Raw genomic sequence first — 22,948 nt, forward strand, 5'->3', positions numbered from 1 at the left:
AAGCCTGCTGCAAGTTGCAGCAGGCTTCATGCTCAAAACAGGACGTTATCAGTCAAACAACCCGTTTCCGGCCGGATTACTGATGGCATCCTGTGCCCGGCTCCGCATCTCCTTTTCCCGGTCTACCTCATAATGCGGGTGCAGCAGCGTTCCCTCGGTGAAAAAATGGTACCACGACCGCCCCAGACGGCGGCCACGTTCATTATGCTTATCGAGGGCGTAGTCTGGTATCGGAAAAAACCGGAATTTATGGGTCAGCCACGCCCAGATCAGCGTCCAGTCGATCATCCGGCTTTTGCGCGCGCGGCTGAGCCGCAGAATGGCGTGGGTCAGAAACAGCCTTTGCGGCTCATTTTTATCTTCTTTCTTCTTAGCCTGCTCCCGGTGCATTTCGTATAACGCCCAGATTTCGGCCGGCAAACCGGGTTCAGCCAGGCCAACATCTTCACTACACAGAATCCGGAGCCGCTTCCAGGTATATTCGACAAAACCTGAATTATAGAGCTCGACTGCCCAGTACAGGGCTTCATCTTCCTGCCCCCGACGGATGCATTTAATCATGGCGCTGGATACCTCAAAGAGGTCATATCCTTTATCTGTTTTTTGTTCGTATTTACCCATTTTTATTGTTTCTTTGCCTTGTCTGATGATAGAATTGAACATCCTGTATTCAGATTAATGCCCGGCGTGACAGCGCCGGGCATTTCCATTTAGAACAGGGTTACCTGAGCGACATTAATCAGCTTTTTGCGGACACCCGTTTTGATATGCATCCACGCATCCCGGAGCGCTTCACCAAAAAACAGCCAGCGGCCGGTCTTAAAAATGCGCCATGCTTCGCGCATTACGTGTTTCAGAAATGACTTCTTCTTCGTCATTTTCGGGTTCTCAAACTTGCGGGGTTTCCTCGTGTAAATTCCCATTGAACATCCTTATAATCAGGGTTTTGTTTGTGACTGATTACATATAAAAATCTCCCGACAGAACGGATAAAAAAAGCGTTTTCCTGAAAAAATTCACCGATAAAACGCTAATTTTCAAGCAGTTAAAACAGGCTTAGCTGGCCGTGTTTCGACATTTTCACGGCCGGTGGTTCCGGTGCCGGTATGGCCGGATTTACTGCCTTTTTCTTTTCCCACTCGGCTTTTTCCTGCTGCCACAACCGCCATGTATAGCACTGTTCTTTTTGAATGGGCACAATGCTCAGCCACCCGCCACGATTCAGGTATTTATTGATCTCATACCCAAACCGCCAGTCGTCGGGATTCAGCGAATCCATACAAACCGCCTGCCCGACACAACCGTGCAGGCACATGTTTACGGCCGTCATTTTTGCGCAGATGGCATCCAGATCGGCGCCGTACTGGAAATTACCCGAAGCATGGGCATGGAACGAGAGCAGGAGCCGCCCCGAACCGCAGGCCGGATCATTGATCGTTTTCCCGACCGGCTTGGGGTCGGTGAGCTGTAAGGTGGTCATGAAGTCGCAGACACACTCGGGCGTAAAGAATTGCCCAAGTGCGTCCCGCTTACCACGGCTGGATAGAATCTCATACAAGGTTCCTAAGGAATCATACCAGCCATGTTCGCGGTCGTTAATCATCCGATGCTGCACCATTACCCATTCGTTGGTCATCCGGACAAACCAGTCAAGGTCCTTGTGCTTTTTCTTTAACCGCTCGTACTCTCCCTGCCGGACGGGCATAAATGACTCGACCAGAAAATCAATCCAGTCGCGGAACGAGTCCGCGTAATCCCAGCTGTAATCCTTTTCCGAAAATATCTTATTGAGCGCCCGCAGCTCGTGCGGCACGTCGGTTGTCTTTGCCATGTCTGTAAAATGAAAAAAGCCGCCCGGTCGGGCGGCTCTGGTAGTTAGAAAGGAACTTCGTCGAAGGTTGGTACCACGTAATAACAGCTCTTGAGCAGGTGCTCCGCGTAGTAGTCTTTTATGCGGAAAGTCGTAATGTTTTTGAAGCGTTCTTCAATATACTCCAGCTGAAGCTGAGCCGGATTTTTGTACATGCCTGGTTTGTGGGCCCGTACAAAATCAATGGCATCCTGAAGCGTAATCTGCCGACCACTCATGGCTGATATTTCTTCGATCTGCACATCCAGATTCAGGCCGTCTTTTCTGAACCACGATTTGGCGACGTCGGGCAACCAGTTCGGATCGCCATGTAGTTCAAAATCGCTTTTGGGGAAAGGCCGCAGGTTATCGGCCAGAATGGACTGTACACTTACCCAGCTTTGGGCATCCGGTTTGGTTTTAAGCCAGAGCTGAGCCAGTTCCAGTGGGTTTTCGGTGCGATCTGCCAAATACTTATCGTACTCATCGGCGGGCAGATCAATAGGGGTTGGTGTTGGCAGGTAAGCCAGATGCGACACGGTGTAGATATTGAGCTTCGCACATACCAGCTTATCGAGGTTGTTAATGTGCATACGCCGGCCAACTTCCGTGGCCCAGGCCTGATACTCGGCTTCACTCTTACCCGTGTTCTGAACGAAGCGTTCCTGATTACGGAGCCGAGCGGTAGTAGTCTGATTTTCTTTCATTTATCTGAGAATGATTAATTGAACATCCCCAGTAATTTCTCCCAAGAAAACGGATTTACAACTTTCAAATCTTATTTTTTTTACATTTGCTATCTCTATTTAAAAATATAACTTTCACGCTAATTAATTCAATTAAAACATGAATCAAAACCCCACTCCTGATCCTGTCAAATCTTTGCGTAGAGATATTATTCGCTCTGCCGCTCAGGCTAAGATAGGTGCACTTCTAGTTCTTTTAAAGCGTTATGAAGACAATTGGATCAAACAAACAACCGCCGAAGGCTACGTTTGGCATGCTTCAGATTCCAGAGCCATTGGAAATGCATTGAAAGGTGAATACTATGACAAATATTCTTCTGCTGCGACTAAAGAGCTTTTAGTACAAGAACTTGGCTTGGCAAGTGATCCCACAAGAGATTTTATTTTTTCTGCAATAAATTCAGAAGAGTACAGTGAAATTAAGTCAAGACTTAATTCAATGGCGGAAGAATTAATAAAGCTTGCTGCTCTATTATAAATATGAGGCTGCTTAGAAAAACCATCTTACTTTAAATTGTCTCATAAAAGACAATTTAAAGTAAGATGGTTTTTCTAAGCAGCCTCGTAGCATATTAACTAAAAGGCAAACTTATAGTCTTCTGGAACGGATGCTTCAACTGGCTTTTCCCGCCAGCCTTCTTCAAAGTAACAACATCTGATCCAAATATTTTCTGCAAGTAGTTAAAATCCTGCTCTTCAGCGCCAAAGTTCCTAAACTCAGCTAAGCCCCCGGCGTTTACGAACGTATCCCGCTGATCGAAGTAAAACCGCGTATCCTTCCAGATCAGGCGGTGTTCATAGGCATTCAGGCAACTAATCCAGTAATCTTCATTACAGCGAATCTCCGGCGAGTACCAGAGTCTGGAGCCCTTCAACACGCCATGCGCACAGCCGGTCACATAGCCACTGAGCTGAACCGGATTCAGGCTGTTATACGACACCGGTGCCGGACTGGAGCTGAAGCCAAACAGATAAGCCCCTGCCTGCCGGGCTGCATCAGCCGTCACCTGAATAATCTCATAAGCGTCTTTTGCATCCACGTCGGCCGACTCACCCTTTTCGGTGTATAACCGCCGGAAGCTGTCAATATCGTCATCCAGCATGAACACCGAACCAAAATGGTTAATGATCCAGTCCCGTTTACGGGCTAGTCCGACCACACTATCCGGATGCGTCGCAATCTCATCTATCGGGTTACACATCCGGTACGCCTTCTCCTGGCTTTCCGCCACACAGATAATACAGCCATCCACCACCGAGGTCGTCGTTACGCGCGTATGGCGCTTGTGCGAAGGAATTACAATTTTGCAGACTTCCATAGCTCCTGAAACTGTTTAGCCGTTACCACATGCGTACTACCCACCTTAGATGACTTATAACACTGCCCCCTGTCGACACGCAGCAGCTCCGCCACATTGTTCTCGTCGATCTCATTCGTACAGACAATAATAAAGGCGCTGTACTTCTCCGAAAACTTCGGCACTATCGGCATTTCAGCTACCGGTGCAGGAGCCGTCAGCTCCGCCACGTCGGCATCCATTTTGGCGAAGTCGATTCCGAAATCAAAGTCGTTCAAAAAGCCCGAAAACTCCTCTTTCAGCAAATGGGCATCCCATTCGCCCCAGTGGTTGTTCTCGATCAGCATTACCTCTTTCAGCTCATCGTCGGTCAGCTTCCGGACGGCGACGCGCACGTCAACCACCTTATCGGCAAAACCCATCTGCACCAGCCGCTCACAGCGCTGCTTACCGGAAATAATTGTGTTGTCGGCATCAACGACCGCAATACCGATCAGGCCATATTTGCCCAGACGCTGCTCCAGCTCACGCTGATTGGCAGCCGAAATCTTACGGGGATTTTTTGCATGCGGGACCAGATCGCCAAGCCGGCGTTGCTCGGTCCGGAATAATTCATTCATGATTAACAGATTTGCTCACAGCAGCAAACCTATTCGCCCATCAGGAATCGTCACAGGACAAAAAAGGCTGACTAATACAGCCAGCCTTTTACTACTTACTAGAACTTGTAAAACACGCAGAACCAGATTCAGAGAGTAGCTAATCTGGTCTTCAGCTGACTAATTTCCGCAGTCCATTTGGCAATGGCCAGCTCATTACGTCGTTTGGTTAATTCCTCTTTCGCCTGAGCCCTGCGTTTTTCAGCCTTTCGGATGTTAGACTGAAGACACTGAATTTTGTAACGCAATTTTTCCGGATCCGCAGTCAGTTTGGTGATATCCGTACCCGGTTCCGCTTTTTCAGGTCCGACGACCGGAATTACTCCCAGCTGCATCGTTAAGCGGATATCGTCCTGAAGCAGTTTCCATTTCTGCCGGTAAGCCAATATTTCCTTGACAACCTGCTTACAGTTGACCGAATCGGGATAGGTATGCAGGCTATTGCAAAGCTTTGCCTTTTCGGCATGAATCTGGTTTCTGGCGCCTGTAAGCTGCTCAATGTGCTCCTGCACCTGCTTTGGAAGCTGCTCCAGAGGTAGCTGTGCCTGCTTTTTTTCGGGGACTACGTTTTGTACCGGTGCATCCGGCTCTGCCTTGCGGGTGGTCAGCGCCGTCAGAAACGCCCGCGCCTGCTCCAGCTCTGAGGGCTTTGCGCTCTGGCGTTCCAGGCTCCTGATCTTTGCTTTTTGCCGGATTATCTGTTCCTGTCGTTCCTGCTCGTTCATACCACGAAGCTACTACCGGCAATTGCCTGTTCACTGGACGATTCACCTCCAGCATTATGCGCAGGTCATTCATTCCATTCAGGTAATCGCGTGCTTCCACGTAGACAAGCGGCTCATTCATATCATCAATCTCCTGAAACACATGCTCCCTGAGCAGGGCAATGTAGTAGTCGGTAACATCCTGTAACAGCTTGATGTCGTAACCGGCTGTAGCCAGATAGGCCGCAAATGGCGGGAAGGTAGAAGGAGGCGTAGGAGACATAAAAAAGCCGGCTGGTCACTGCTCACACATAGGCAACCCTACCTGTTGGGTACTCACAACCCATTGCCAGCCGGAATATCTCCGGCCGGTAGGGTTGTGATAATCATGTGTGAGCGCTCAAATATAACAAAAAAGGTTGCCTACAACGTAAGCAACCTTTCAGGTATTAACCCAACTGAGCGATTTACTCAATAATCCGCTCCTCCTTTTCTGCCATAAGCTCCTGATTCTTTACCCCATCGATCAGACTTAGCAACCGGCGTGCCGTCAGTCTTTTTTTTGCGCGTTGTTTCAACACATCAGCCGCTGACAGTACCGGTTCCGGCTGATCCGGTTCCGGAGCTGTCTGAACCTGCTCCGGAGCCTGCTGTATGACCGGCGTCGGGGCGTCGGTCGTCACTGGCGGTATCGGTTCCGGCTGATCCGGTTCCTGTGTCTGTTGCATGGCCGGTTCGCCGGCGGGAATCTGTGCGGATTGCTGAACTGCCGGCGTTTGCTCCGCTTCCGGAACCGGCCTTTGATTTCTTGTTGCCATTTTTTTTACGCGTAAAGTATTTGGTAATACCTGCTTCAATTAGTTGATCAATCCGTTCATCGGTCAGTTGCGACGGGATAACATCAAACTTTCCTTTGCCCGGAATGATATGGCTGACACCCCCGTCAGGAATGCCCGCCACGTCATAGCGCTTCAGCGTCATCAGCGGTTAGGCCGGTTCCGGAACCGGATCAATGGCCAGGTCTTCGACCAGAGCCGCCGGCAGAACAGCCAGATCCCACATCATGCCATCCACATCGCCTTTCAGCGTGAAGCCACGCTTGTCATTGCCTTTCTTGCCGCCTTTAAACGACGATTTCAGGAAGATCGGATCATCCGAAGAACCGGCAACCAGAAACTGGCCATCCTTCATTTCCATCACAATCACGCAACCGGCATTTTTGTGCTTCTTGATCTCCGCCCGTACATCTTTCGAAAGACCGGCAAGGGCCAGTTCAGCCACGTGCTTGAAGCTCTGGTAGCCGGGATCACCGCCGCCGTCCGAATCCAGGGACGCCGTACCGTCCGGAAACAGGTACTCCGCCCACTTGTCCTGGGCATTCTTCAGCACCGGCGCAACCGTGACTTCATTGTCCGCATCGATACCCGCCAGCGTTGGCCACGGATTGGCAAACTTGCGGGACAACATGATCAGTACCCGGCGGATACCGCCCGGATTGGCTTCCTGATACGACTGCGCATCGATACTCGCAAAGTTCACCAGCGCTAACCCCGTCACAACGGGAGCATCTACCGAACCAAAAAAATCCGCATGACCCAGCACCTCATTGGGCAGTACGATACCAATCAAAAATACCAGGAGTGCCAGCGCAAACTCCCCCATTTTGTCAATTGAAAACTTCATTGTCTGTAAGAATTATGGTATAGAAAACTTGTGCAGATATAGCAGAAAGCTATGATTGCCCTGCCGGTCAGCAGGGCAACCGGTTAGTCATCAATTTCGCCCATCCAGATTTCTTCGGCCAGCGCGAAATCCGTCGCCGCCTGGAACTTCAGGATATAGGCCAGATCTTCCGAACGTTTGTTGTAATCAAACGTCAGCGACATCGTTGTCAGATCGTCGTCGTACAGCCAGCAGATATTACCCAGGGTGGTAATGAACGGCGAGTCGGCTCCGGTCATACCCGGCTCGACAAAGAACTCAATCATTGTCCCTTCCAGCGTCCGTTTATTGTAGGCATTGTTGTAGATCAGTGCCCCGCGCGTTGACTGATAATTGGCTTCGTACATCTCCAGATGCTCCGGTGAAAGCACCATGATCAGCCTGTCCGAAAACTTGTACTTGGCCGGTACCTTTTTGGCGATTTTCTTAAACTCGGCTACCGCATTAGCTTCCGTAATGGCATTGATCGTTGCAATGTTGGCCACCGGAATTTCGCCGTCCGCCAATGCTTCGTCAATCTTGATACGGATACCGTCAAATACACCCTCAGGCGACGGGTTGTTGATGTTCTCCACACCGTTGTACAGCGAAATATTCCGCAATTCAGCGCGGGCCGTATCAATTATCCGCTTGTTAATGTAGGCCTCAAACACCGGCAGGCGGTCAAGGATCAGCTTTGACTCAGGACCTTTAATCATCCCGTAATAGCTCTTGTTCAGGGTAACAAGCTGCTTTTCGGTGAACTTCAGGTTGATCTTACACGGCTTTACCTTCGCTTTACGCGGCTTGATTTTTACCACGTTGTTCTTCGGCGTAAAGCCTTCGCGCTTGTCTGGCTGCAACACCGAACCAATCACGATTTCGGTCAGTACCACCTCGTCCTTGCCGGGGATCGGGGTTACGTAGTCGGTCAGCGGCCGGATCGGTGAGCCCGGAATGCCGCTGAAGCCCGGGTTTAGCAATTGATTGAATACGTGATCCTGATTGTCACGTGCATAGTCGGTCGCGGTCGTCGCCAACAGACTCAAATCGAGTGAATCCATGTTACTTGTGGTGCAGTGATGAAAAAAGCCCTACAACGAATCAGTACAAACCTCTCCGTTCCAGGGCTTTTCACTAAGGACGGGTTACGTCCTATTTTTTTGCCTGATGCTGGTTCCAGGGCGCTTTCTCGTAGCTTTTCAGCTCCGGAGCCTGCCCGGTTGTGGTGGCATCAGCCTTAGGCGGCGTTACCGATGCGCTGCGCATGGCATCGGCCTGCTGCAGGGCCAGATCAGCCTGTGCTTTCCAGGCTGTCCGTGCTTCCTGGCTGGCTCCGAACGTCTTCAGTTCAGTCTCCAGGGCCGTCGCACGCTGTTCGGCCGCCTGCCGGGCAGCTTTTTCGGTAACCAGCTCAGCAGCTGCATCCGGAGCCGCCGGTGTGGTGACGGCTGCCGGTACAACTGCCCCGCCCGTTGCCGCCGGTTTGGGTATTTCCTGCGGGAATTCGGCGGCAAGGCGTGTTTCCAGACTGGCGGCTTCCTGTTCGGCCGCGTTGAATTCTTCCGTGGTTGCGTGCTCTGAAGCAACCTTGAATAAAGACGGAAAAAGACGGGCAATTACACTGCCCGACTGCGTTGGCTTGTTCATAACCTATTTTTGTTTTGATAATTGAAGAACCCGGTTGTAGGCATACGGCAGATCGCCTTTTGCATCGGCCAGTCCCAGCTGAATGGCTCCATCTACACCGTACATCTTTCCGGTGTAAATCTCATCGCTGGTAATCTTAGCCCCACGGCCACGGCGGACCTCAGACTTAAACGCCTTATTCGACGAATCCAGATCACGCTGAATTTCCTGCTCCAGTTCCGGATCAAGCTCCTCAATGGGATTGATCCGCGCTTTGTCACTGCTTCCGGTCGAGCGGAAAATCTGTACATCATACCCCTGCTGATCAAGCGCCTTCTTAATATTGGTGTGGATATAAATTGTACCGATTGACCCAACCCGTGAAACGCTGTTGGGCATCATAACCAGCTCCTTATTCTGAGAGCCTACCCAGAAGCCGGCTGACGCGCAGTAGTTGATCAGGCCGACAGATGGCTTTACCTGGTTGAAGGCACGGACCGCTGCCGCAAATTCATCAGTCGAGTCCACCGAACCACCGCCGGTATTGTAGCGCATGATCACCCCTTTTTTGCTCTCATCTTCGGCAATGTGGGCCAGCATGCTCATCATGAACTCGTTGGAAAAGTAGTTGTCCCACGTCCAGCCGCGCGACATCGTACCCTGCACCGGAATCACCACCACATCTTTGGCTTTACCGATGCTGAAGGCATTGGCATAGTAACCCTCCCAGGTGAAACCGCTGGCGGCCTGCTGCTCGGCCGATGCCATCAGCGGATGCCCGGCGAGCTTTGCAGAAATACCGCCCCCCAGGATCGCAGCCTTTAAATTGTTCTCCAGTTGCCTGTCGACGGCATAGAGCCCCGAAAAAATAACGCCGTTCATACTGCTAATTTTCAGCAAGTATGAACGGCGCAGGCCGGATAAAACAGGACTGATTACTTCCCGTAGCGCACCCAGCCAAGAGCACGGACGTAGTAGTACATCAGCAGGCGTTGCCAGACCGGAACTCCTGCTTCCCAGAGCAGCTGATTGAATACCTGATCAGCCTCTTTTCGGGAAACAATACCGGTTTCGCACAAATAATCATGCGCGGCACTGGGCATCGCACTCAGACCGGATTTAGGGATCAGCCAGTCCGGCACCCACGAGGGGCGCGACGCATAATCCGTCTCGTACCCGGCAGGGATTACTACCCCCCTGCTATTACACGGCACCAGCGCCGGTTCGTTGAAGGCCCACCAGTCCGGCTTTTTCCCATATACTTTTTTAACACTGGCATGGAGAACGTGAACCGGCATGGCTATTCAGAAATTACGGTTTCTTCAGGATCAGTCGGTTCAACCGACTCTTCTGATTCTTCAGGTAAGACAGGAGCTGGCGGCTCCGGAATCACCGGATCAAGAATCTGCGGAAAGTTGCCGCCATTCTGTTCGATCAGTGCGGCCTGAATACCCGGCTCATGCTGCACCAGGTAACCGGCCACCGCATGCATGTTGTTTGGGTCCAGGTTCTCAATGGCTCTGAACGGTTGTACTTCTCCGACAATGTTTTCTACCTTATGTTCCCCGCAGACATAGACACGCCGGGTATGTGAACTGCCGGAATAGTTGTTGCCGATCACGCGGGACGTAAACGTGGCATCAACTATGTTTTCAATGACCCCTCTGGCCTCCAGATCATCAATCTGGGCCTGACTCAGGTTGTGCCAGTTATGGCGGATGTTTTCTGCTGTTTCCTGGATAATCATAGTGCATCAGGATGTTAGTGCTCTGGCGTAGGTTTTGGCCAGAGCGTGTGGCCAAAATTCTATTTTCTTGGTGTGTCCGTTCGGAAAATTACTGCCCTGTGCAGGGGCAATTCGTAGCATCGTTGCATCAGGGTACTTTGTGCCTGAGATACCTCCCAGACTACCGGCGAGTCCGCCGGCAACAGAGCCCCAGCAATCACTAACTGAAGTTGCCGAAATCATTCTCGTCCAGTTAAGAGTGTCCGTAGCTGTTCCAATCTGACTGCCATAGGTAGCAGGGCCAAGCCCGTTCACCATGTTATTATTTTCAGTGTAGCCTAAAATCACGTCATTCACTACATTGTCAAATGTCAGAAGCCGTCCTGATCCGATCCGGTTTAGCCGCCGTGACTCGGCAAAGAATGTTCCGCCCTTGCGGTTGAACCAGTTGCCTGTCACTATGCTGCAAGTATCATAGTCGCGGGTCGCCACTGCGCTGGTTGTGGGTATTATGGAGGTTGACCATTTGCCCTGCTCACCTTGCGGGAAGCTGGCAAAGATATAATCGCCCGGATTTGAATTAGTGCTGCCGGAGCTGGCAGGACCATAGTTGACGGTATAACTGGCAGACGTTATGGCATAGTAGGCTTCACAGCGATACCGGCCTGCGCCTAAATGCTTAATAGAAGCCGAAACCCCTGTTGTTGTGGACACTACTGAGCCATTCCCTGTCAGGGCAAAAACAGCTGTATTATTCACCCCGTCTGAATGTACAATGGCGGCGTAATTGGTATTACCGGCCCAGAACACGGCCGATGCCGTGTAGTTATTGCCGACGGTTACTGTTCCGCTAAGACCGGCTCTGACCCGTGCCCATATATTACCGGATCCTGTATTGGTAATTTTCCACACGCTTGCTGTATTATCCAGATTGGTTATACCGGATATTTCGGGTGTACAATTAAACTTCCCCCAGACAGCATTACTGAAGTCTTTCGAATACAGTAGTTGATTTGTCCGTCGCTCTTCGTGCAGATACCCGACACATTCCAGGGTTATCGGGTCATAGTCAATACGGGGCATATGATTGGCCACCGCTTCGAGAATACCTGAGTTATTGAACCGCCATGCCAGCGTTGGCCGGGAAAATGTCAAGTCTGCGGGAAATAAACCGGAGGCAAAATTCCAGCACCGGACAGGTGTAAACTGGCTGACCAGCCCTAACATCGTTTTCCGCATGTGCTTAGTGTTTAGCGTAATAGCCTACCAGTGACGTCGTGCTGTTGGCTTCCATCGTGATGACGGTAAGCCCGCCAACTGCCGTATTCATATCGACAGTGGCACCACCAGGAAATTTCACCATCGCAGGATAATTGAATCTAAAATTCCCCGCCCCGCCCTGAAGCGCATAGATGGTCAGCGTTCTACCCAGCGACGGATTGAGAATAGTGAGCGTAACGTCAGAATTAAGCGTCATGCTGATCACCAGATCATCGGCCTGACTCATATCAGCGGTGTAGGCGGTACTGACACTGCCGGCGGCAATCGACTTTTTCGTTGGATTAAAGTTGGTGGCCGCATTAATGTTTGTCGTGTAGCCTGTCGAACAAACATAAAGCGGATTGCCACCGCTGGTAACTGCCGGCTTTGTTCCTTCGCCACCGGTCCAGTCCAGCAACTGAAGCACGATATTCTGCCCGTTAGGTACACTTCCGTGAACAGCTGCCCAACCCTGATACCCTTGCGGACCACGGTAATCCGTGGCGTTATTGATATTTGTTGTCAGACCGGTTGGCGATTCGTAATAAGGGACATTGCCTGGCCCCAGGATCGGTGGTTTAGGACCTTCCCCTCCGATCCAGTCCAATAACTGTCTGACGACCTTTACCCCTGATAAGATCCCTGAAAATACAGCCGACCAACCTTTCTGGCCCTGAAAGCCACGAATATCTGTTGCCAGATTAATGTCAGATACCAGCCCTTCTTCACCAAGATACAAGGCGTTTCCTTCGTCGGTGATCTCCGGCTTCTCACCTTCCCCCCCGAAAAAATCATACAATTGGAGTACAACCTGCTGATTGTGCTCAACCGGCGTGCACAAAGGAGACCAGCCCTGAAAGCCGCGATCCCCCTTCACTCCTTTGTTCAGGATTATATTGATCATAAAACGGTAAAAGCTATGTGTAGAAAATCATCCCGTTCTCCTTCGCGCAAACTATAGAGCTCCATACGATAGGCTCCCGGCAGCAGACTGCTCATCTGGGCCGTAGTAATCGCCGCCTGTAAAACGTTGCTGTTCTGCTTGAGCAGTCCGCTGCCCTCCTGCAGCTGGAGCTTGATGTAATTGAAGCGGTCGAACACATCCAGATAGAAGGTGTGCGCACTTATGTCCTGAGGATTGCCGGCCGTATCCTTAAAAGCAAATTCTTCATCATACCGCTCTTTCCGGAAGGCGGTTATCCTGATGAGCGGAACAGATTTGTTAATCAGCATAATCAAGTGATTTAAATTTTCGAGTAGCCAGGGCGTATGCTTCTGTTTAACCTGCAACTCCAGACGCTGCACATTACGGCCGGCTCTCACGCCCGTTGTCGCTGAACCGGTCAGCATGGCGCCGTTATCCGGATCACCGATCAGGTAGCAGGTCCCGTTCAGGTCTTCGGCCAGCACCACCCAGCGCCGGGCCCTGTTCAGGGAAAACCACCCCAGAAGCGTCTGCTGCAGCCGTGGGATCTCCAGCGTAACCGATACTGTGTATATCTCGCCGTTAGGCGTTTCATCGACTACCCAGCTATACACGGCCGTATCACGTTGAAAGGTTAAATCCAGTATCGTGGCATTATCGGCCAGCTCCAGATTCGTAATAGCAATGAAGGGATAAGGCAACACATCCGGATGCAGCTCCGGATCGAACAACGAAATGATATCGGTTGTCGGAATCAGCTTCAGGCGGCGGATTCCGCCGGCATTATGTTCGCCGTCCCATGCTCCAAGTTCCTGTTCCATAACCCGAACCTACAGTATATATATAGGCCGGAACAGGACATAAAAAATGCCCGCACAGTGGCAAAAAGCGCTCACCATGAGGGCATTCGGGGTATGCTGTCCAGCAAAAGGGGGAAACCGTCCAGAATGCGGGACAACTTCCCCGGAAAACTGGACGGCTTCCCGTCACTGCTGGACAAAAAAAATCAGGCTGCTACTCTTGTCCGGAAATCCGAACGCTCCCGGCGTTCCCGCTGGGCCATCTTGATGGCCGACTCTTCGGTTAGTTCGTCCTCCGGAATCCGGTATTGTTTCAGAAAGATTTTAACGGCCGACAGCTCGGAGTTGAACAGGGTGCGCCGGCCGATGCAGTAATAATGCAGCGCCGTCCGGAACTCGGCCAGCAGGGCATTCGATAACATCAGCCGGGTCTCGGCCGACAGCGCCGACCGCTGGAACTTTTCCCCCAGCTGAAAACTGATTTCAACCATGCCTTTATGGTCAGGCAGCTCCTGATCGGTCACCTCCAGCACGTCGAGCGGGATACGTTCGCCACGGCCGAAACCAAGCAGCAGTTTGGCACCCAGATCAGAATTAGCCCGCACACGGATCGGCTCCGGACCAAAGTCATGCAACAGCCACCGGCGGACATACGGTTTCACTAAAATCGTAAGCTTCATGTGAATGGGAAGGGGTTACTTGAAAAGCGTGAGAACAAAATCAATTACAGCGTTACGGGGAGCTAAGCGGCTGGCCCGTCCTTTCAGGTAAGCCGTTGTCATGGCATCGGCCAGCGGATCACGGCGGGCCTGCTCCCGCCGGTATCGCTGGTAGCCGCGCCAGCTACCGGCCAGGTAAATGATCAATAAAAACAGGGCGAACCCGGCAACAATAAGTACTGTGATGTAGAACATATTCATGCCTTTAAGTTACAACTCCGAAGCCTTTCGTACAAGCAGAAAACTGTATTTTTCCAATAAAAAAACCAGCCCTGAAGCTGGTTTTCAATCACATTACCAGAGACCTGTCAGATCGTTTCCAGGAAAACATACTTACCATCCTGAACCCCGGCGAACTCCAGTCCGGAATTCAGACGGCTGGTGAAATGGCTGGTTACTGAGCTGCCCAGCGCAATCTCACCAACCTGAATGGCCAGCTGGCAGGCTGCAATATCATTCGTGGCTGTTGGCTGATACGTCTGCTTGAATTCAAGCTCTTCCCGCAGCTCGGTCAGATTATAAGCGGCGATGTAATTGAGAAATGTGGACTGAATAATGTTCATTGCGTTGCTACATTAGGTTTGCACCGGCAAAACACTTCTTTTCAGTTCACAAACGACAATACAGGTTCCCGTCTGTATGTACGCTAACCGGCGACGGGCATGCCATCTTTCATTTTTCCAACCTGCCCGGATTTCTCCCTGCACGTTTCGTACGGTTTTACGGATTAATACGATTCCTGAAGAATGAACAGTCAACCGGCAAACCCGTGTATTTTTTTGTAATGCTGTAACAATGTAATGACCGCCGGAAAATAGCTGACATTGAGTCAGTTAGCTGTTACAAAAAAGTTGTCTTTGCTGAAACAGACACCAAACCGGTTTGTATCAGATTGTAACAGGGATAAATCAAAGATTTTCAGCGGCTTATTTATTACAATTATTTGTAACAGTTATCTTTTTGTTACAAATCATAGATAAACTTTGTAACACTATAAATATCTGATTACTACCCCTGTTACCCCGTTTCGCTTTATGACTGTTACAGAATTACAAACGTTTTGTCAATTTTATAGTAAGAATCCAAAGGAAACAGCAAAGCCCCCGATGCCCCAAAAAAAATGCCCCGTTTCCGGGGCATGCGGTTTAAGCGGATTTTGTACTATTAATAGAAACGCGTTAATGTGCCGTCTTTTACCAGACGCTCGACCTCGGTACGTGGCCGGCGTATCTTCTCTTCTGTAGTCAGATTCAGCAGATCGACATATGCCTTAAGGCCATGCCACGCGTCGAGTACCACGAAAATGCGGCCGTTTCTATCCTTCCATTTGGAGTACTGGAACAGGATCACCGTACGCCCGTCGGCTGTAATCCCTTCTTCTAACTCAACTGGCTTTTCCATGTATCTGTCGGTTTATACGGAGCATCGACTGATCGGCAAGGTCATGGTATTTCGCGTGGCCCAGCATTCGGGAGCTCAGGCGGATTTTTGACATGTTCAGATAGGCGTCGATTAATGCCAGCCGATTGGCATTGCCGGTGTTTTGTGCTAGTTTTGTCATCGGAATTTTGATTTGGGCCCGGATAATTGTTCGCAGCAATGTCCGGGCTTTTTTAATTGGGTTTCTGGACCGAAGCATCGTTCTGCTTCGCCCGTTTGGCGTAAATCATCTGCTGGAGCCGGTTTACCATCAGCCGGTCAAGGAGCTTCGGGCAAAACAGCATAAGCAGCAGTAATACCAGAAGCATGAAAACAGTAAGCAGTAGTCCGGCAGGTGCCCAGAGTAGCATCCTGACTATTTTCGGTGAGCTGACATGTGGCCACATAGCGCATGATGAGAGTTAAAGGATCTGTTACATTCGGGGCAGATAAAACTACCGGAGGGTACGGGAGGAACCACCGGCTGAACGGCGGTGGCCACAGTAAGCACCTGTGTGACGGGCAGGTGCAGCGCACGGCAATCTGACAAAATCTGAAAGGCGATATCGTATTGCCGGCGGGCGTCCGTTTCAACGGCTAACGCTTTTGTATTGCGTTCAAGCCGGTTCCGGCGTTCATCATCCAGCCGCATAGATAATCACGGCCGATACGCTGTCGGCAGGGCGGTCCTTTAATGTGATCCGGCTCGAAATCTCAATCTGCCGGTTATCTACAAAGCGTAAGCCTACATTGTCACAGCTACTTTGATTGTATAGACGGTAAAGCTCAATTTCCCTTTGGAGCTCTAAATAGAAGTCCTCCAGTGTCGTGATCCTGACGTAGTTTTTTCGTTGACACCAGGCTTGGGCGACCTCAATTAAATGCGATTCAATACGAAGTTGAAAACGCTCCCTGACCTCAATAACAAATTGAGGAACGGCCATAACGGTAGACATAAGCTATAAGAATTAAGGTGAACATTTTAAAATGGCATGCCGGCAGGTTCATCCCAGAAGCGCCGTTCCGGAGTGATCTCGGCCGACGTCTGGATGTACAGGTACTCGTCTGAGGCTGACTTATCGCTTTTGACCCACTCCCCCCGCTGATTGATGTACTTTTCGTGGCGGGCCATGATCCGGCCGTCTTTACCCTGTAGCTCGACAGGGTTCAGCACATAGCCGTTATACCGGCAGAATGCCTTCAGCTTATCCATAAAGCCCTGAGCCGATAATTGCGGCTGGAGAGTTTTGATATAGGTTTCCTGCGCCATATAGCGGGGTACCAAACGGTCCAGACGCTGATCTTCCGAATTGAAATAGGCATCGGCCCAAGCGTGAAACGTCGGCCCCATCTGCGCCTTATACGTGTTCTGCATCACGTTACCCATCGGCGGCTCCACTACGCCGGTCGTCAGCCAGGCCTGCACACAACGCGCCATCAGGTTCAGATAGCTGTTCCATTCTGCCGCGGTAAACTCCGTAAACAATGACTTGCCGAACTCATGAATCGGTAACCGTTCTTCACGGTATTCACCATTTGGATTTTTGTGGTAGTAGTCCGAAAAAGCCGTGAACCAAAGCCGGCGCATCGTTGATTTATCGGTCTTATTCGGCGGGTAATTACTCGTAATACAAAGCTTAGGCGACAGGCTGAAGGGAATGGTATAGGCCGTCATCCCCTTCGGGTTCACCGGCATAAACGCATTGATCATCGAAAAGAAGTTGTCAAAATCGAGATACTTATTGGCGTCATCGATCAACACCAGGTCAGTATGCTCTGTTGTCCCCTCCATAAAGTGCGGATCGTCGGTAAGCCGCTGCTGACGGCCACTGAGCAGTTTATGTTTCATTAGCTGCGACAGGCTCATATACGCCATCGACTTACCGGTACCACCGTTGCTGTCGTCGGTGCTCTGCATGGCGTAATCCATTGCCCAGATACAATACGCCGCCGCAGGGTCTTTGAACCGGTGCAGCAGGTAGCCAAACGATACCAGCTTATTGATCAGATGCTGCTTTTGCTCCCGGATCTCTTCTGCTGAGAGTAAAGGCCCGTCAATGCTCCAGCGGTACTTCTCCCGGTATTCGGCCTGCTCTTTCAGCGGTAGCTTGTCGAGTTCTTCTTCCAGCTCCTTTTTCCAGTGCACACGACTGGCATTGATCAGAAACCGCAGAAACATACAATCCGTATTGTGTATTTCGATATCCGGATCACCCATCCCATCCCGTTTAATCGTGAAGGGCGCGGGAAGCACCTTCACATCATGCGGAATCACTTCTTCCTCCCACACATACACCTGACACTTTTCATTGTCGAATACCTCAATCGCATCGCCGGACACCCGCCAGCTCTGATTCTGAAAAAACAGATACTGAAAATCGCGGCCGAAATCTTCGAACGGCACCTCTATACGATTCAGGTTCGACATTGAGTCTTTCGAAAAGTATTTCGACCGGTGGAAGGCATTCAGCAGGTCAATCGGCGAATAACGATCCTTCAGAAAATCCTTGACGTACCGGTTGATGTGGCTGAACTCAATCTGCCGGACCACGTTCCCCCCGACCTGTACCAGCACTTCCCCTTCTTTGGCATTCGGCATATCCATCAGCCCGAAACCGTTACGATACAGAAAGTTGTAGATCAGCTCATTGTTCGGCTTGTACTCATACAGAATCCGGCCGAACTTCCTGACCGGCATCCCTTCACGGTCGAGCTTTGGCTCTTCGTCCCAGAACCGGAGCGGATAGGCCTGTTTGAGCAGGTTGTCAAAATCCTTGTTCGAATAGTAGTTGAAATAATCCCGCACATCCTTGCAGTAGTTGCCGCGCAGATCATAGCGTTGCCGTAACAGATCGGGCAGATAAATCGTATGCAGGTCCAGATACTCCATCCCCAGCCGCAATGCCTCTTTTTTTCCCGTCTCGTCAATATCACCCAGATAATACACCCGTTCGGCCAGACCACGCAGTTTGGCAAACTGTGAGCTATCGAGCATGGCTGTCTCCGAGTTCAGCCACACCACCGAAAAACCAAGTGCCGCAATATTCAGCGCGTCCGATCCACCGGTGCAGATAATGATTTCCGGCAGTTTATTCACCAGTGGTTTATTAGGCTTTGCTTCACTCGTTTCCGGGTCAAACGTCTCACGGCCATTCGGATAGGCCATTTCTTCGAGTCGCTTTTCGGCCTGAGCCAGACCGAACATGTAGTTTTCCGGCTTACGGCCGGAGCTGAAAAAGCGCTTTGATTTTTCCCGCTCCCGGGGCTTATAATACTTCTGCCACGAGCCTTCATCAAACATAAACTGCGGAAAACTCTCCGTGCTGATGTAAGTAAAAGCCGTCCGGTCTTTGATCCAGCTATACTTCTCCAGCGAGTGCAGCCGGTAGGTTTTGCAGATGGCCACCGCCGCCCGGAAGGCCGCTTCGTCAGACGGCATTTCTCCGTCCTTTGTCTTTTTAGATAGATACTGCCAGATGTTTTTACTGAAGATCGTCTTGAGTTCCGGTACCGTAAAGTCCTTCGTACTCGGGTAGGCTTTCCCATCTTCCTGCTCCGGATCGGCTGGGCCTTTCCGGAACTCATACCGTGGCTTTGTCTCCTGCCCGTCTTCGCCGATAATGCCAAACTTTTCGGCAATCAGCTTCATGGCGCCGGAAAAATCGAGGGATTCTTCCTTCATCACCACGTCGATGGGCGACATGGCTTTATCCGAAGAGCCGTAGTCTTTTACCCACCATACACCGCCATATTCCCTGACAATGGCAGATGGTGTTTTTTCATTCCGTATTCCAAACTTAAAATTCCTGTGTTCAAACGACTTTTTAGCCTGCGGATAATACTCCAGAATTATAGTTTTTCCGCCGTCTGTCTGCTCATAAACATGTTGGGGTGTAACCTTCATAGGGTCAATGCATTAGATATTGGCCGGAAAGTAAGCCGCCGGCCGGGTAGTGAGAAAGGACTGAAACCAACCCGCTGAAGCTCATGCCCGATAAAATCAGGCACAAGACTTAGTGTATGTATCTGATTTAACCACTCACAACTAAGCTCTCGTGAGATTCAGCGGGCCGGGGCAAACGGCCTGTTTCAGCCAGATAAGATTCAACGTCACTTTTTGCTGCCTCCAGATCAAAGCGTCTGCGCAGATCGAACGGGGCACTGCTGTAGGCGATATACACTGAGGCTAAAAACAAACCGTTTTCATCCTTAGCCACCCGACCCAGATAGAGGGTATTGACTTTAGAAATACCATCTAAACGGGGTTCTTCAACCGACTGTACGAGGTAGTGAATACCTGATAGCTCAATCCATTTGGTCGCTGCTTTTGGCTGCATCTGATTTGTAGATTTAAAGGGTGTGTTTACTTCGAAAGCTTCTGACGTCTCAACTGCCTTGGAGGCTCTTCATCCGGCCGCAATTGTTTCATCAGATTTACGGCTAATGCTGTACGCTTTAATGATGCTCTTCCTGCCTGTACATTCCTTAACCGCAGGAATCCTTTTGCCCCATCAAACTGTGCATCCAATGGGCTTATCATTTCCCATATCTCAGTTAGATTTTTAAAGCGGGGATATACACGACTAAACTCATTCCGCCACCAGGTCACATCCAGATTAGTAACCGTTCCGTCATTATGGCGTTGACTTGAACCTTTTGTCAACATATATTTACACACCAAAGATTACACAGTAAAAATTACACACCACAAAAGTAAACAAAACATCGACTTGTCAATATTTTATTGACAACAATTTTTCTATGCAGGAGTCATCGCCAGGAAAACGGATTATGGAGTTGAGAAAAGCCAAAGGTTGGTCTCAAGATTATTTTGCTGAACAACTGGGTTTGGAGAGCAAAAACCGTAAGGCGACAATATCAAGTTGGGAGAACGATAAAACTGAACCATCATTCAGTGATACCAGGAAAATAGCGGAAGTCCTTGGCACTTCGGTTGGCTATATCATAGAAGGTACAACCGATAAAGGCATCGCCACACCACCAGTCGGGTATGTTTTAAGGCCAGCAGAAGAGATCTTACAGCAAAAAGACGAGCTTTTGGAGATGCAAAGAAAGCTCTTAAAATATCAAGAGTTAGAAATTAAGCAGCAACAAAAAAACAACGCAGAGAAAGAGGCCTTGCCCTGATCAGGGCATACATACGTTTTTTTATCCACGACAACTGACCCTTTCTTATCTTATCGACACATCATCATAAAACTTAAAATCAATCCATATCTGAAGGCAGAACTGACAAACCGTAATGGCAAATAGCTACTTTGACCTCTTCAAACATTGTTATAGATGCTATTTAACCCAAAAAAATGGCAAGAAAATGGCAAACCGACACATCCAGAATGGCATTCAATTTTGCACTAAAAATGCCCCTGAGATAGCCTTAGGGGCATTTTTAGTTTTTATCTACCGGAGTTCGAGTCTCCCCGTGGTCACAACTTATACTACACATGTTATATTTATAGTATCAAAAAAGCCTGATTTACAGGCTTTTTTCGTTTCTTGCCGTTGGTTTACTATGCGTTGTATTAACATATAAAACACCAAATACCCGACCAAATGCCCGACCAAGCGGCATGAACGAAATTTCCTTCAGACAGAAGCTTTCTAAAACTGATAAATCAGGTAAGGCTCCCATCTTTCTGGAGTTTTATCATAATGCCCAAACGCTCGTTCTGGCGACCGGTGAGAAATGTAAACCCTCCGAATGGGATCCTGAAAAGCAGAAGTTCCGGAGAACGATGGCTGGCTATCAGGAAGCAAATGATTATCTGAATCAGCTGAAGGAGCGCCTTACCACTGCATATCGCAAGTTGCGTAGCTCCGACCAGCCAATTACCTCAGATATATTACGAAATGAAATCCGACCATCAAAAAAGGCTATTCCTAACTCTGGTCTGGCACAACAATATGATTCTTATCTGACATTCTGTAAAGTCAATAACTATAAGCCAGCCACTATTAAGTCGATGGGGGTCACTTTTGGCCGGATTAAGGGCTTTATTGGTCCATTATCTGTTTCCAGTTATACGAACAGCGTACACGCTCAGTTTTTACGGTATGTAAACGAGGATATGAAACTTCACCCAAATTCAGTTGCCAATTCAAACAAACACCTGAGAGCATTTTTTAACTGGTGCCGAACCAACAATATCCAGCTACATCCAGACCATGCCACTATAAAAACCGAATGGGCTGAGTCAGACCGGATATATTTAACTGAAGCTGAACTTCAAAAGCTGGCAGCTGTAGAATTAACCCCAGCAATGTCTAAGGTGCGCGATGCTTTTCTTTTTCAATGCTATACGGGTTTAAGATATGCAGAACTGTAGAGACTTGAGAATAGTCATATTGAGCAGCATCAGGGCTATAGAGTGTTATCTTTTATTCCGGAGAAGTCAGTAAGCGTCCGTCTTAAACGTACCAAACGCGTTGAAATTCCTTTGCTGCCTGATGCTGAGATAATCCTGAACCGCTATGCCGGCAACTATCGGATTCTGCCTGTACTCAGTAATCAAAAAATGAACGACTACGTTAAAGACATTGCAAAACTCGCCGGTATCAATACCCTGGTTGAGCAAATCCGTTATGAAAAAGGGATGCCAACCTTGGTCAGCATCCCTAAACATGAATTAGTAAGCAGCCATATTGCCCGACATACATTTGCCACCTTGTTAATCATCAAGGGTGTTCCACTGGAAGTAGTCAGTAAAGCACTTGGGCACTCTGACTTGAAAACTACGCTGATCTATGCCAAAATTGCTGATGAGTACAAGAATCAACAGATCCTTAACGCTTGGGGTAACCAACAGTCTCCCACCCCTGCGGCCCCTTCCGACCAGTCTCAGTAACACAATCAGACTGCTCTAGTGGTACCAGTTCTTTATCTGGAAGGTGATACCGGCAAAGGTTTTGAAATTCAAGTATGGAAATAAATAACTCGGCTTCTTTGCTCTTGAAATTATTGATGGTGGTTTCATACTGATAGCTGTGTTGCAGATGTTCCTCAGGACTCATGGTCTGGCTTTTAAAAGCCTCATTATGAATCGCCTGAATAGCTCTTAGTTTAGCTAACGCTACCCGCTCCCGTTCCAGTTGCTGCTGTTTGATCAGGATCTTCTGGTACTCTGATCGTATACGGCCTATTGTTTCCTGAAAATCCACCTGATACCTGGCATCCAGTGATTCCAGTCTTGTACTTGTTACGGTACGGTTATAGTCAATTTCTGCCAGTATTCCGGTGTTTGCGCTTATACTTGGTCCCCTTAGCGCCCAACCCAGAGATGGCAGGTAGTACCACCACTTCTTACGCGTGGTTATGATGTATTCCTGACGCTCAGCCTGCCATTTTTTGACCAGAAATAACCTGTAAGACTCTTCATATTGACTTAAACTATCCAAAAAGTATGTTTTGGGGGTTTCCTGAGCCTGTGACATTGTACAAAACATAGTTAAGGCTATGAGTAACCCTAAACAGTAGATTCTCCGTCGGGGGGTC

Annotated in this window: 33 protein-coding genes; 5 read left to right on the forward strand and 28 right to left on the reverse strand. The window is 49.5% G+C overall.

The window, feature by feature from the left end:
- Positions 1-48: 48 nt before the first annotated feature.
- The 4 genes from BLX24_RS03705 to BLX24_RS03720 form a co-directional block, all read right to left on the reverse strand.
- Positions 49-663, reverse strand: a complete 615-nt coding sequence (locus BLX24_RS03705) for an AAA family ATPase (RefSeq protein ID WP_229201687.1) — start codon at positions 661-663, stop codon at positions 49-51.
- 47 nt (positions 664-710) lie between these two features.
- A complete protein-coding gene (locus BLX24_RS03710; RefSeq protein ID WP_229201688.1) occupies positions 711-923 on the reverse strand; it encodes a hypothetical protein in 213 nt (70 codons plus the stop codon).
- Between the two features lie 122 nt (positions 924-1,045).
- Positions 1,046-1,831: an N-6 DNA methylase gene (locus BLX24_RS03715; RefSeq protein WP_071501678.1), complete on the reverse strand. Its 786-nt coding sequence runs from the start codon at positions 1,829-1,831 to the stop codon at positions 1,046-1,048.
- 44 nt (positions 1,832-1,875) lie between these two features.
- Positions 1,876-2,556 carry a hypothetical protein gene (locus BLX24_RS03720; protein WP_071501679.1) on the reverse strand — a complete coding sequence of 227 codons (681 nt, stop codon included), beginning with the start codon at positions 2,554-2,556 and terminating at the stop codon, positions 1,876-1,878.
- 139 nt (positions 2,557-2,695) lie between these two features.
- On the opposite strand from BLX24_RS03720, the gene BLX24_RS03725 reads away from it, so the two are divergent.
- Positions 2,696-3,073, forward strand: coding sequence for a hypothetical protein (locus tag BLX24_RS03725; protein ID WP_071501680.1), 378 nt, complete (start codon positions 2,696-2,698; stop codon positions 3,071-3,073).
- Between the two features lie 94 nt (positions 3,074-3,167).
- Here the strand turns inward: BLX24_RS03725 and BLX24_RS03730 are convergent, their stop codons facing one another.
- The 3 genes from BLX24_RS03730 to BLX24_RS03740 all read right to left on the reverse strand — a co-directional run bounded on the left by BLX24_RS03730 (position 3,168) and on the right by BLX24_RS03740 (position 5,277).
- On the reverse strand, positions 3,168-3,914 hold the full coding sequence (locus BLX24_RS03730; protein WP_071501681.1) for a GREB1-related protein: 747 nt from the start codon (positions 3,912-3,914) through the stop codon (positions 3,168-3,170).
- Positions 3,893-4,513, reverse strand: coding sequence for a ParB N-terminal domain-containing protein (locus BLX24_RS03735; protein WP_071501682.1), 621 nt, complete (start codon positions 4,511-4,513; stop codon positions 3,893-3,895). The genes BLX24_RS03730 and BLX24_RS03735 overlap by 22 nt, the downstream gene beginning before the upstream one ends.
- A gap of 128 nt (positions 4,514-4,641) precedes the next feature.
- Complete coding sequence (locus BLX24_RS03740; RefSeq protein ID WP_071501683.1) at positions 4,642-5,277, reverse strand: hypothetical protein; 636 nt, start codon at positions 5,275-5,277, stop codon at positions 4,642-4,644.
- A gap of 22 nt (positions 5,278-5,299) precedes the next feature.
- Here BLX24_RS03740 and BLX24_RS32565 point away from each other — a divergent pair, with 22 nt between their 5' ends.
- A complete protein-coding gene (locus BLX24_RS32565) occupies positions 5,300-5,464 on the forward strand; it encodes a hypothetical protein (RefSeq protein ID WP_177225767.1) in 165 nt (54 codons plus the stop codon).
- Between the two features lie 259 nt (positions 5,465-5,723).
- On the opposite strand, the gene BLX24_RS32030 is transcribed toward BLX24_RS32565, so the two are convergent.
- From BLX24_RS32030 to BLX24_RS03830, 20 genes are all read right to left on the reverse strand, one after another.
- A complete protein-coding gene (locus BLX24_RS32030; RefSeq protein ID WP_143092555.1) occupies positions 5,724-6,074 on the reverse strand; it encodes a hypothetical protein in 351 nt (116 codons plus the stop codon).
- Between the two features lie 169 nt (positions 6,075-6,243).
- The gene (locus tag BLX24_RS03750; protein WP_071501685.1) at positions 6,244-6,939 is read right to left on the reverse strand and encodes a hypothetical protein; all 696 of its coding nucleotides are present in this window, start codon (positions 6,937-6,939) and stop codon (positions 6,244-6,246) included.
- An 83-nt stretch (positions 6,940-7,022) separates the two neighbouring features.
- Positions 7,023-8,021, reverse strand: a complete 999-nt coding sequence (locus BLX24_RS03755; protein WP_071501686.1) for a hypothetical protein — start codon at positions 8,019-8,021, stop codon at positions 7,023-7,025.
- Between the two features lie 91 nt (positions 8,022-8,112).
- Positions 8,113-8,607, reverse strand: a complete 495-nt coding sequence (locus tag BLX24_RS03760; RefSeq protein ID WP_071501687.1) for a hypothetical protein — start codon at positions 8,605-8,607, stop codon at positions 8,113-8,115.
- A gap of 3 nt (positions 8,608-8,610) precedes the next feature.
- A complete protein-coding gene (locus BLX24_RS03765) occupies positions 8,611-9,468 on the reverse strand; it encodes a S49 family peptidase (RefSeq protein WP_071501688.1) in 858 nt (285 codons plus the stop codon).
- A gap of 53 nt (positions 9,469-9,521) precedes the next feature.
- A complete protein-coding gene (locus BLX24_RS03770) occupies positions 9,522-9,884 on the reverse strand; it encodes a DUF1353 domain-containing protein (RefSeq protein ID WP_071501689.1) in 363 nt (120 codons plus the stop codon).
- Positions 9,885-9,886: 2 nt separating this feature from the next.
- Positions 9,887-10,333: a hypothetical protein gene (locus BLX24_RS03775; RefSeq protein ID WP_071501690.1), complete on the reverse strand. Its 447-nt coding sequence runs from the start codon at positions 10,331-10,333 to the stop codon at positions 9,887-9,889.
- A 6-nt stretch (positions 10,334-10,339) separates the two neighbouring features.
- Positions 10,340-11,551: a phage head spike fiber domain-containing protein gene (locus tag BLX24_RS03780; protein ID WP_071501691.1), complete on the reverse strand. Its 1,212-nt coding sequence runs from the start codon at positions 11,549-11,551 to the stop codon at positions 10,340-10,342.
- Positions 11,552-11,555: 4 nt separating this feature from the next.
- A complete protein-coding gene (locus BLX24_RS03785) occupies positions 11,556-12,476 on the reverse strand; it encodes a hypothetical protein (RefSeq protein WP_071501692.1) in 921 nt (306 codons plus the stop codon).
- Positions 12,473-13,318 (reverse strand): hypothetical protein, encoded by an 846-nt coding sequence (locus tag BLX24_RS03790; protein WP_071501693.1) that lies wholly within the window; start codon positions 13,316-13,318, stop codon positions 12,473-12,475. The genes BLX24_RS03785 and BLX24_RS03790 overlap by 4 nt, the downstream gene beginning before the upstream one ends.
- A gap of 185 nt (positions 13,319-13,503) precedes the next feature.
- Positions 13,504-13,977 carry a hypothetical protein gene (locus tag BLX24_RS03795; protein ID WP_071501694.1) on the reverse strand — a complete coding sequence of 158 codons (474 nt, stop codon included), beginning with the start codon at positions 13,975-13,977 and terminating at the stop codon, positions 13,504-13,506.
- Positions 13,978-13,992: 15 nt separating this feature from the next.
- A complete protein-coding gene (locus tag BLX24_RS03800; protein ID WP_143092556.1) occupies positions 13,993-14,211 on the reverse strand; it encodes a hypothetical protein in 219 nt (72 codons plus the stop codon).
- 113 nt (positions 14,212-14,324) lie between these two features.
- Positions 14,325-14,579, reverse strand: coding sequence for a hypothetical protein (locus tag BLX24_RS03805; protein ID WP_071501696.1), 255 nt, complete (start codon positions 14,577-14,579; stop codon positions 14,325-14,327).
- Between the two features lie 601 nt (positions 14,580-15,180).
- The gene (locus tag BLX24_RS03810) at positions 15,181-15,417 is read right to left on the reverse strand and encodes a hypothetical protein (RefSeq protein ID WP_071501697.1); all 237 of its coding nucleotides are present in this window, start codon (positions 15,415-15,417) and stop codon (positions 15,181-15,183) included.
- On the reverse strand, positions 15,401-15,577 hold the full coding sequence (locus tag BLX24_RS32570; RefSeq protein WP_177225768.1) for a hypothetical protein: 177 nt from the start codon (positions 15,575-15,577) through the stop codon (positions 15,401-15,403). The genes BLX24_RS03810 and BLX24_RS32570 overlap by 17 nt, the downstream gene beginning before the upstream one ends.
- A gap of 52 nt (positions 15,578-15,629) precedes the next feature.
- Positions 15,630-15,764, reverse strand: a complete 135-nt coding sequence (locus BLX24_RS33815) for a hypothetical protein (RefSeq protein ID WP_262482975.1) — start codon at positions 15,762-15,764, stop codon at positions 15,630-15,632.
- Positions 15,765-15,811: 47 nt separating this feature from the next.
- Positions 15,812-16,087 (reverse strand): C2H2-type zinc finger protein, encoded by a 276-nt coding sequence (locus tag BLX24_RS34015; RefSeq protein ID WP_083421769.1) that lies wholly within the window; start codon positions 16,085-16,087, stop codon positions 15,812-15,814.
- On the reverse strand, positions 16,074-16,391 hold the full coding sequence (locus tag BLX24_RS03820; RefSeq protein WP_071501699.1) for a hypothetical protein: 318 nt from the start codon (positions 16,389-16,391) through the stop codon (positions 16,074-16,076). Before BLX24_RS03820 ends, BLX24_RS34015 begins: the two co-directional genes overlap by 14 nt.
- Positions 16,392-16,417: 26 nt before the next feature.
- Positions 16,418-19,339 (reverse strand): toprim domain-containing protein, encoded by a 2,922-nt coding sequence (locus tag BLX24_RS03825; protein WP_071501700.1) that lies wholly within the window; start codon positions 19,337-19,339, stop codon positions 16,418-16,420.
- A gap of 127 nt (positions 19,340-19,466) precedes the next feature.
- Positions 19,467-19,772: a hypothetical protein gene (locus BLX24_RS03830; protein ID WP_071501701.1), complete on the reverse strand. Its 306-nt coding sequence runs from the start codon at positions 19,770-19,772 to the stop codon at positions 19,467-19,469.
- Positions 19,773-20,196: 424 nt separating this feature from the next.
- On the opposite strand from BLX24_RS03830, the gene BLX24_RS03835 reads away from it, so the two are divergent.
- From BLX24_RS03835 to BLX24_RS31560, 3 genes are all read left to right on the forward strand, one after another.
- Positions 20,197-20,583, forward strand: a complete 387-nt coding sequence (locus BLX24_RS03835) for a helix-turn-helix domain-containing protein (RefSeq protein ID WP_071501702.1) — start codon at positions 20,197-20,199, stop codon at positions 20,581-20,583.
- Between the two features lie 443 nt (positions 20,584-21,026).
- On the forward strand, positions 21,027-21,782 hold the full coding sequence (locus BLX24_RS03840; protein ID WP_071501703.1) for an Arm DNA-binding domain-containing protein: 756 nt from the start codon (positions 21,027-21,029) through the stop codon (positions 21,780-21,782).
- A gap of 42 nt (positions 21,783-21,824) precedes the next feature.
- On the forward strand, positions 21,825-22,301 hold the full coding sequence (locus tag BLX24_RS31560) for a site-specific integrase (protein WP_143092557.1): 477 nt from the start codon (positions 21,825-21,827) through the stop codon (positions 22,299-22,301).
- On the opposite strand, the gene BLX24_RS03850 is transcribed toward BLX24_RS31560, so the two are convergent.
- Entirely contained in the window at positions 22,240-22,887 is a 648-nt protein-coding gene (locus BLX24_RS03850; protein ID WP_143092558.1) for a hypothetical protein, read from the reverse strand. The two genes, BLX24_RS31560 and BLX24_RS03850, sit on opposite strands and share 62 nt — an antisense overlap.
- Positions 22,888-22,948 lie beyond the last annotated feature (61 nt).

This window comes from Arsenicibacter rosenii, assembly GCF_001870735.1.
Classification (GTDB): domain Bacteria; phylum Bacteroidota; class Bacteroidia; order Cytophagales; family Spirosomataceae; genus Arsenicibacter; species Arsenicibacter rosenii.

What these genes read in the sequence shown, in the direction of transcription:
- BLX24_RS03705 (WP_229201687.1), bottom strand. Translation starts at nt 663, where the DNA reads ATGTTCAATTCTATCATCAGACAAGGCAAAGAAACAATAAAAATGGGT.
- BLX24_RS03710 (WP_229201688.1), bottom strand. Translation starts at nt 923, where the DNA reads ATGGGAATTTACACGAGGAAACCCCGCAAGTTTGAGAACCCGAAAATG.
- BLX24_RS03715 (WP_071501678.1), bottom strand. Translation starts at nt 1,831, where the DNA reads ATGGCAAAGACAACCGACGTGCCGCACGAGCTGCGGGCGCTCAATAAG.
- BLX24_RS03720 (WP_071501679.1), bottom strand. Translation starts at nt 2,556, where the DNA reads ATGAAAGAAAATCAGACTACTACCGCTCGGCTCCGTAATCAGGAACGC.
- BLX24_RS03725 (WP_071501680.1), top strand. Translation starts at nt 2,696, where the DNA reads ATGAATCAAAACCCCACTCCTGATCCTGTCAAATCTTTGCGTAGAGAT.
- BLX24_RS03730 (WP_071501681.1), bottom strand. Translation starts at nt 3,914, where the DNA reads ATGGAAGTCTGCAAAATTGTAATTCCTTCGCACAAGCGCCATACGCGC.
- BLX24_RS03735 (WP_071501682.1), bottom strand. Translation starts at nt 4,513, where the DNA reads ATGAATGAATTATTCCGGACCGAGCAACGCCGGCTTGGCGATCTGGTC.
- BLX24_RS03740 (WP_071501683.1), bottom strand. Translation starts at nt 5,277, where the DNA reads ATGAACGAGCAGGAACGACAGGAACAGATAATCCGGCAAAAAGCAAAG.
- BLX24_RS32030 (WP_143092555.1), bottom strand. Translation starts at nt 6,074, where the DNA reads ATGGCAACAAGAAATCAAAGGCCGGTTCCGGAAGCGGAGCAAACGCCG.
- BLX24_RS03750 (WP_071501685.1), bottom strand. Translation starts at nt 6,939, where the DNA reads ATGAAGTTTTCAATTGACAAAATGGGGGAGTTTGCGCTGGCACTCCTG.
- BLX24_RS03755 (WP_071501686.1), bottom strand. Translation starts at nt 8,021, where the DNA reads ATGGATTCACTCGATTTGAGTCTGTTGGCGACGACCGCGACCGACTAT.
- BLX24_RS03760 (WP_071501687.1), bottom strand. Translation starts at nt 8,607, where the DNA reads ATGAACAAGCCAACGCAGTCGGGCAGTGTAATTGCCCGTCTTTTTCCG.
- BLX24_RS03765 (WP_071501688.1), bottom strand. Translation starts at nt 9,468, where the DNA reads ATGAACGGCGTTATTTTTTCGGGGCTCTATGCCGTCGACAGGCAACTG.
- BLX24_RS03770 (WP_071501689.1), bottom strand. Translation starts at nt 9,884, where the DNA reads ATGCCGGTTCACGTTCTCCATGCCAGTGTTAAAAAAGTATATGGGAAA.
- BLX24_RS03775 (WP_071501690.1), bottom strand. Translation starts at nt 10,333, where the DNA reads ATGATTATCCAGGAAACAGCAGAAAACATCCGCCATAACTGGCACAAC.
- BLX24_RS03780 (WP_071501691.1), bottom strand. Translation starts at nt 11,551, where the DNA reads ATGCGGAAAACGATGTTAGGGCTGGTCAGCCAGTTTACACCTGTCCGG.
- BLX24_RS03785 (WP_071501692.1), bottom strand. Translation starts at nt 12,476, where the DNA reads ATGATCAATATAATCCTGAACAAAGGAGTGAAGGGGGATCGCGGCTTT.
- BLX24_RS03790 (WP_071501693.1), bottom strand. Translation starts at nt 13,318, where the DNA reads ATGGAACAGGAACTTGGAGCATGGGACGGCGAACATAATGCCGGCGGA.
- BLX24_RS03795 (WP_071501694.1), bottom strand. Translation starts at nt 13,977, where the DNA reads ATGAAGCTTACGATTTTAGTGAAACCGTATGTCCGCCGGTGGCTGTTG.
- BLX24_RS03800 (WP_143092556.1), bottom strand. Translation starts at nt 14,211, where the DNA reads ATGTTCTACATCACAGTACTTATTGTTGCCGGGTTCGCCCTGTTTTTA.
- BLX24_RS03805 (WP_071501696.1), bottom strand. Translation starts at nt 14,579, where the DNA reads ATGAACATTATTCAGTCCACATTTCTCAATTACATCGCCGCTTATAAT.
- BLX24_RS03810 (WP_071501697.1), bottom strand. Translation starts at nt 15,417, where the DNA reads ATGGAAAAGCCAGTTGAGTTAGAAGAAGGGATTACAGCCGACGGGCGT.
- BLX24_RS32570 (WP_177225768.1), bottom strand. Translation starts at nt 15,577, where the DNA reads ATGACAAAACTAGCACAAAACACCGGCAATGCCAATCGGCTGGCATTA.
- BLX24_RS33815 (WP_262482975.1), bottom strand. Translation starts at nt 15,764, where the DNA reads ATGCTTCTGGTATTACTGCTGCTTATGCTGTTTTGCCCGAAGCTCCTT.
- BLX24_RS34015 (WP_083421769.1), bottom strand. Translation starts at nt 16,087, where the DNA reads ATGCGGCTGGATGATGAACGCCGGAACCGGCTTGAACGCAATACAAAA.
- BLX24_RS03820 (WP_071501699.1), bottom strand. Translation starts at nt 16,391, where the DNA reads ATGTCTACCGTTATGGCCGTTCCTCAATTTGTTATTGAGGTCAGGGAG.
- BLX24_RS03825 (WP_071501700.1), bottom strand. Translation starts at nt 19,339, where the DNA reads ATGAAGGTTACACCCCAACATGTTTATGAGCAGACAGACGGCGGAAAA.
- BLX24_RS03830 (WP_071501701.1), bottom strand. Translation starts at nt 19,772, where the DNA reads ATGCAGCCAAAAGCAGCGACCAAATGGATTGAGCTATCAGGTATTCAC.
- BLX24_RS03835 (WP_071501702.1), top strand. Translation starts at nt 20,197, where the DNA reads ATGCAGGAGTCATCGCCAGGAAAACGGATTATGGAGTTGAGAAAAGCC.
- BLX24_RS03840 (WP_071501703.1), top strand. Translation starts at nt 21,027, where the DNA reads ATGAACGAAATTTCCTTCAGACAGAAGCTTTCTAAAACTGATAAATCA.
- BLX24_RS03850 (WP_143092558.1), bottom strand. Translation starts at nt 22,887, where the DNA reads ATGTCACAGGCTCAGGAAACCCCCAAAACATACTTTTTGGATAGTTTA.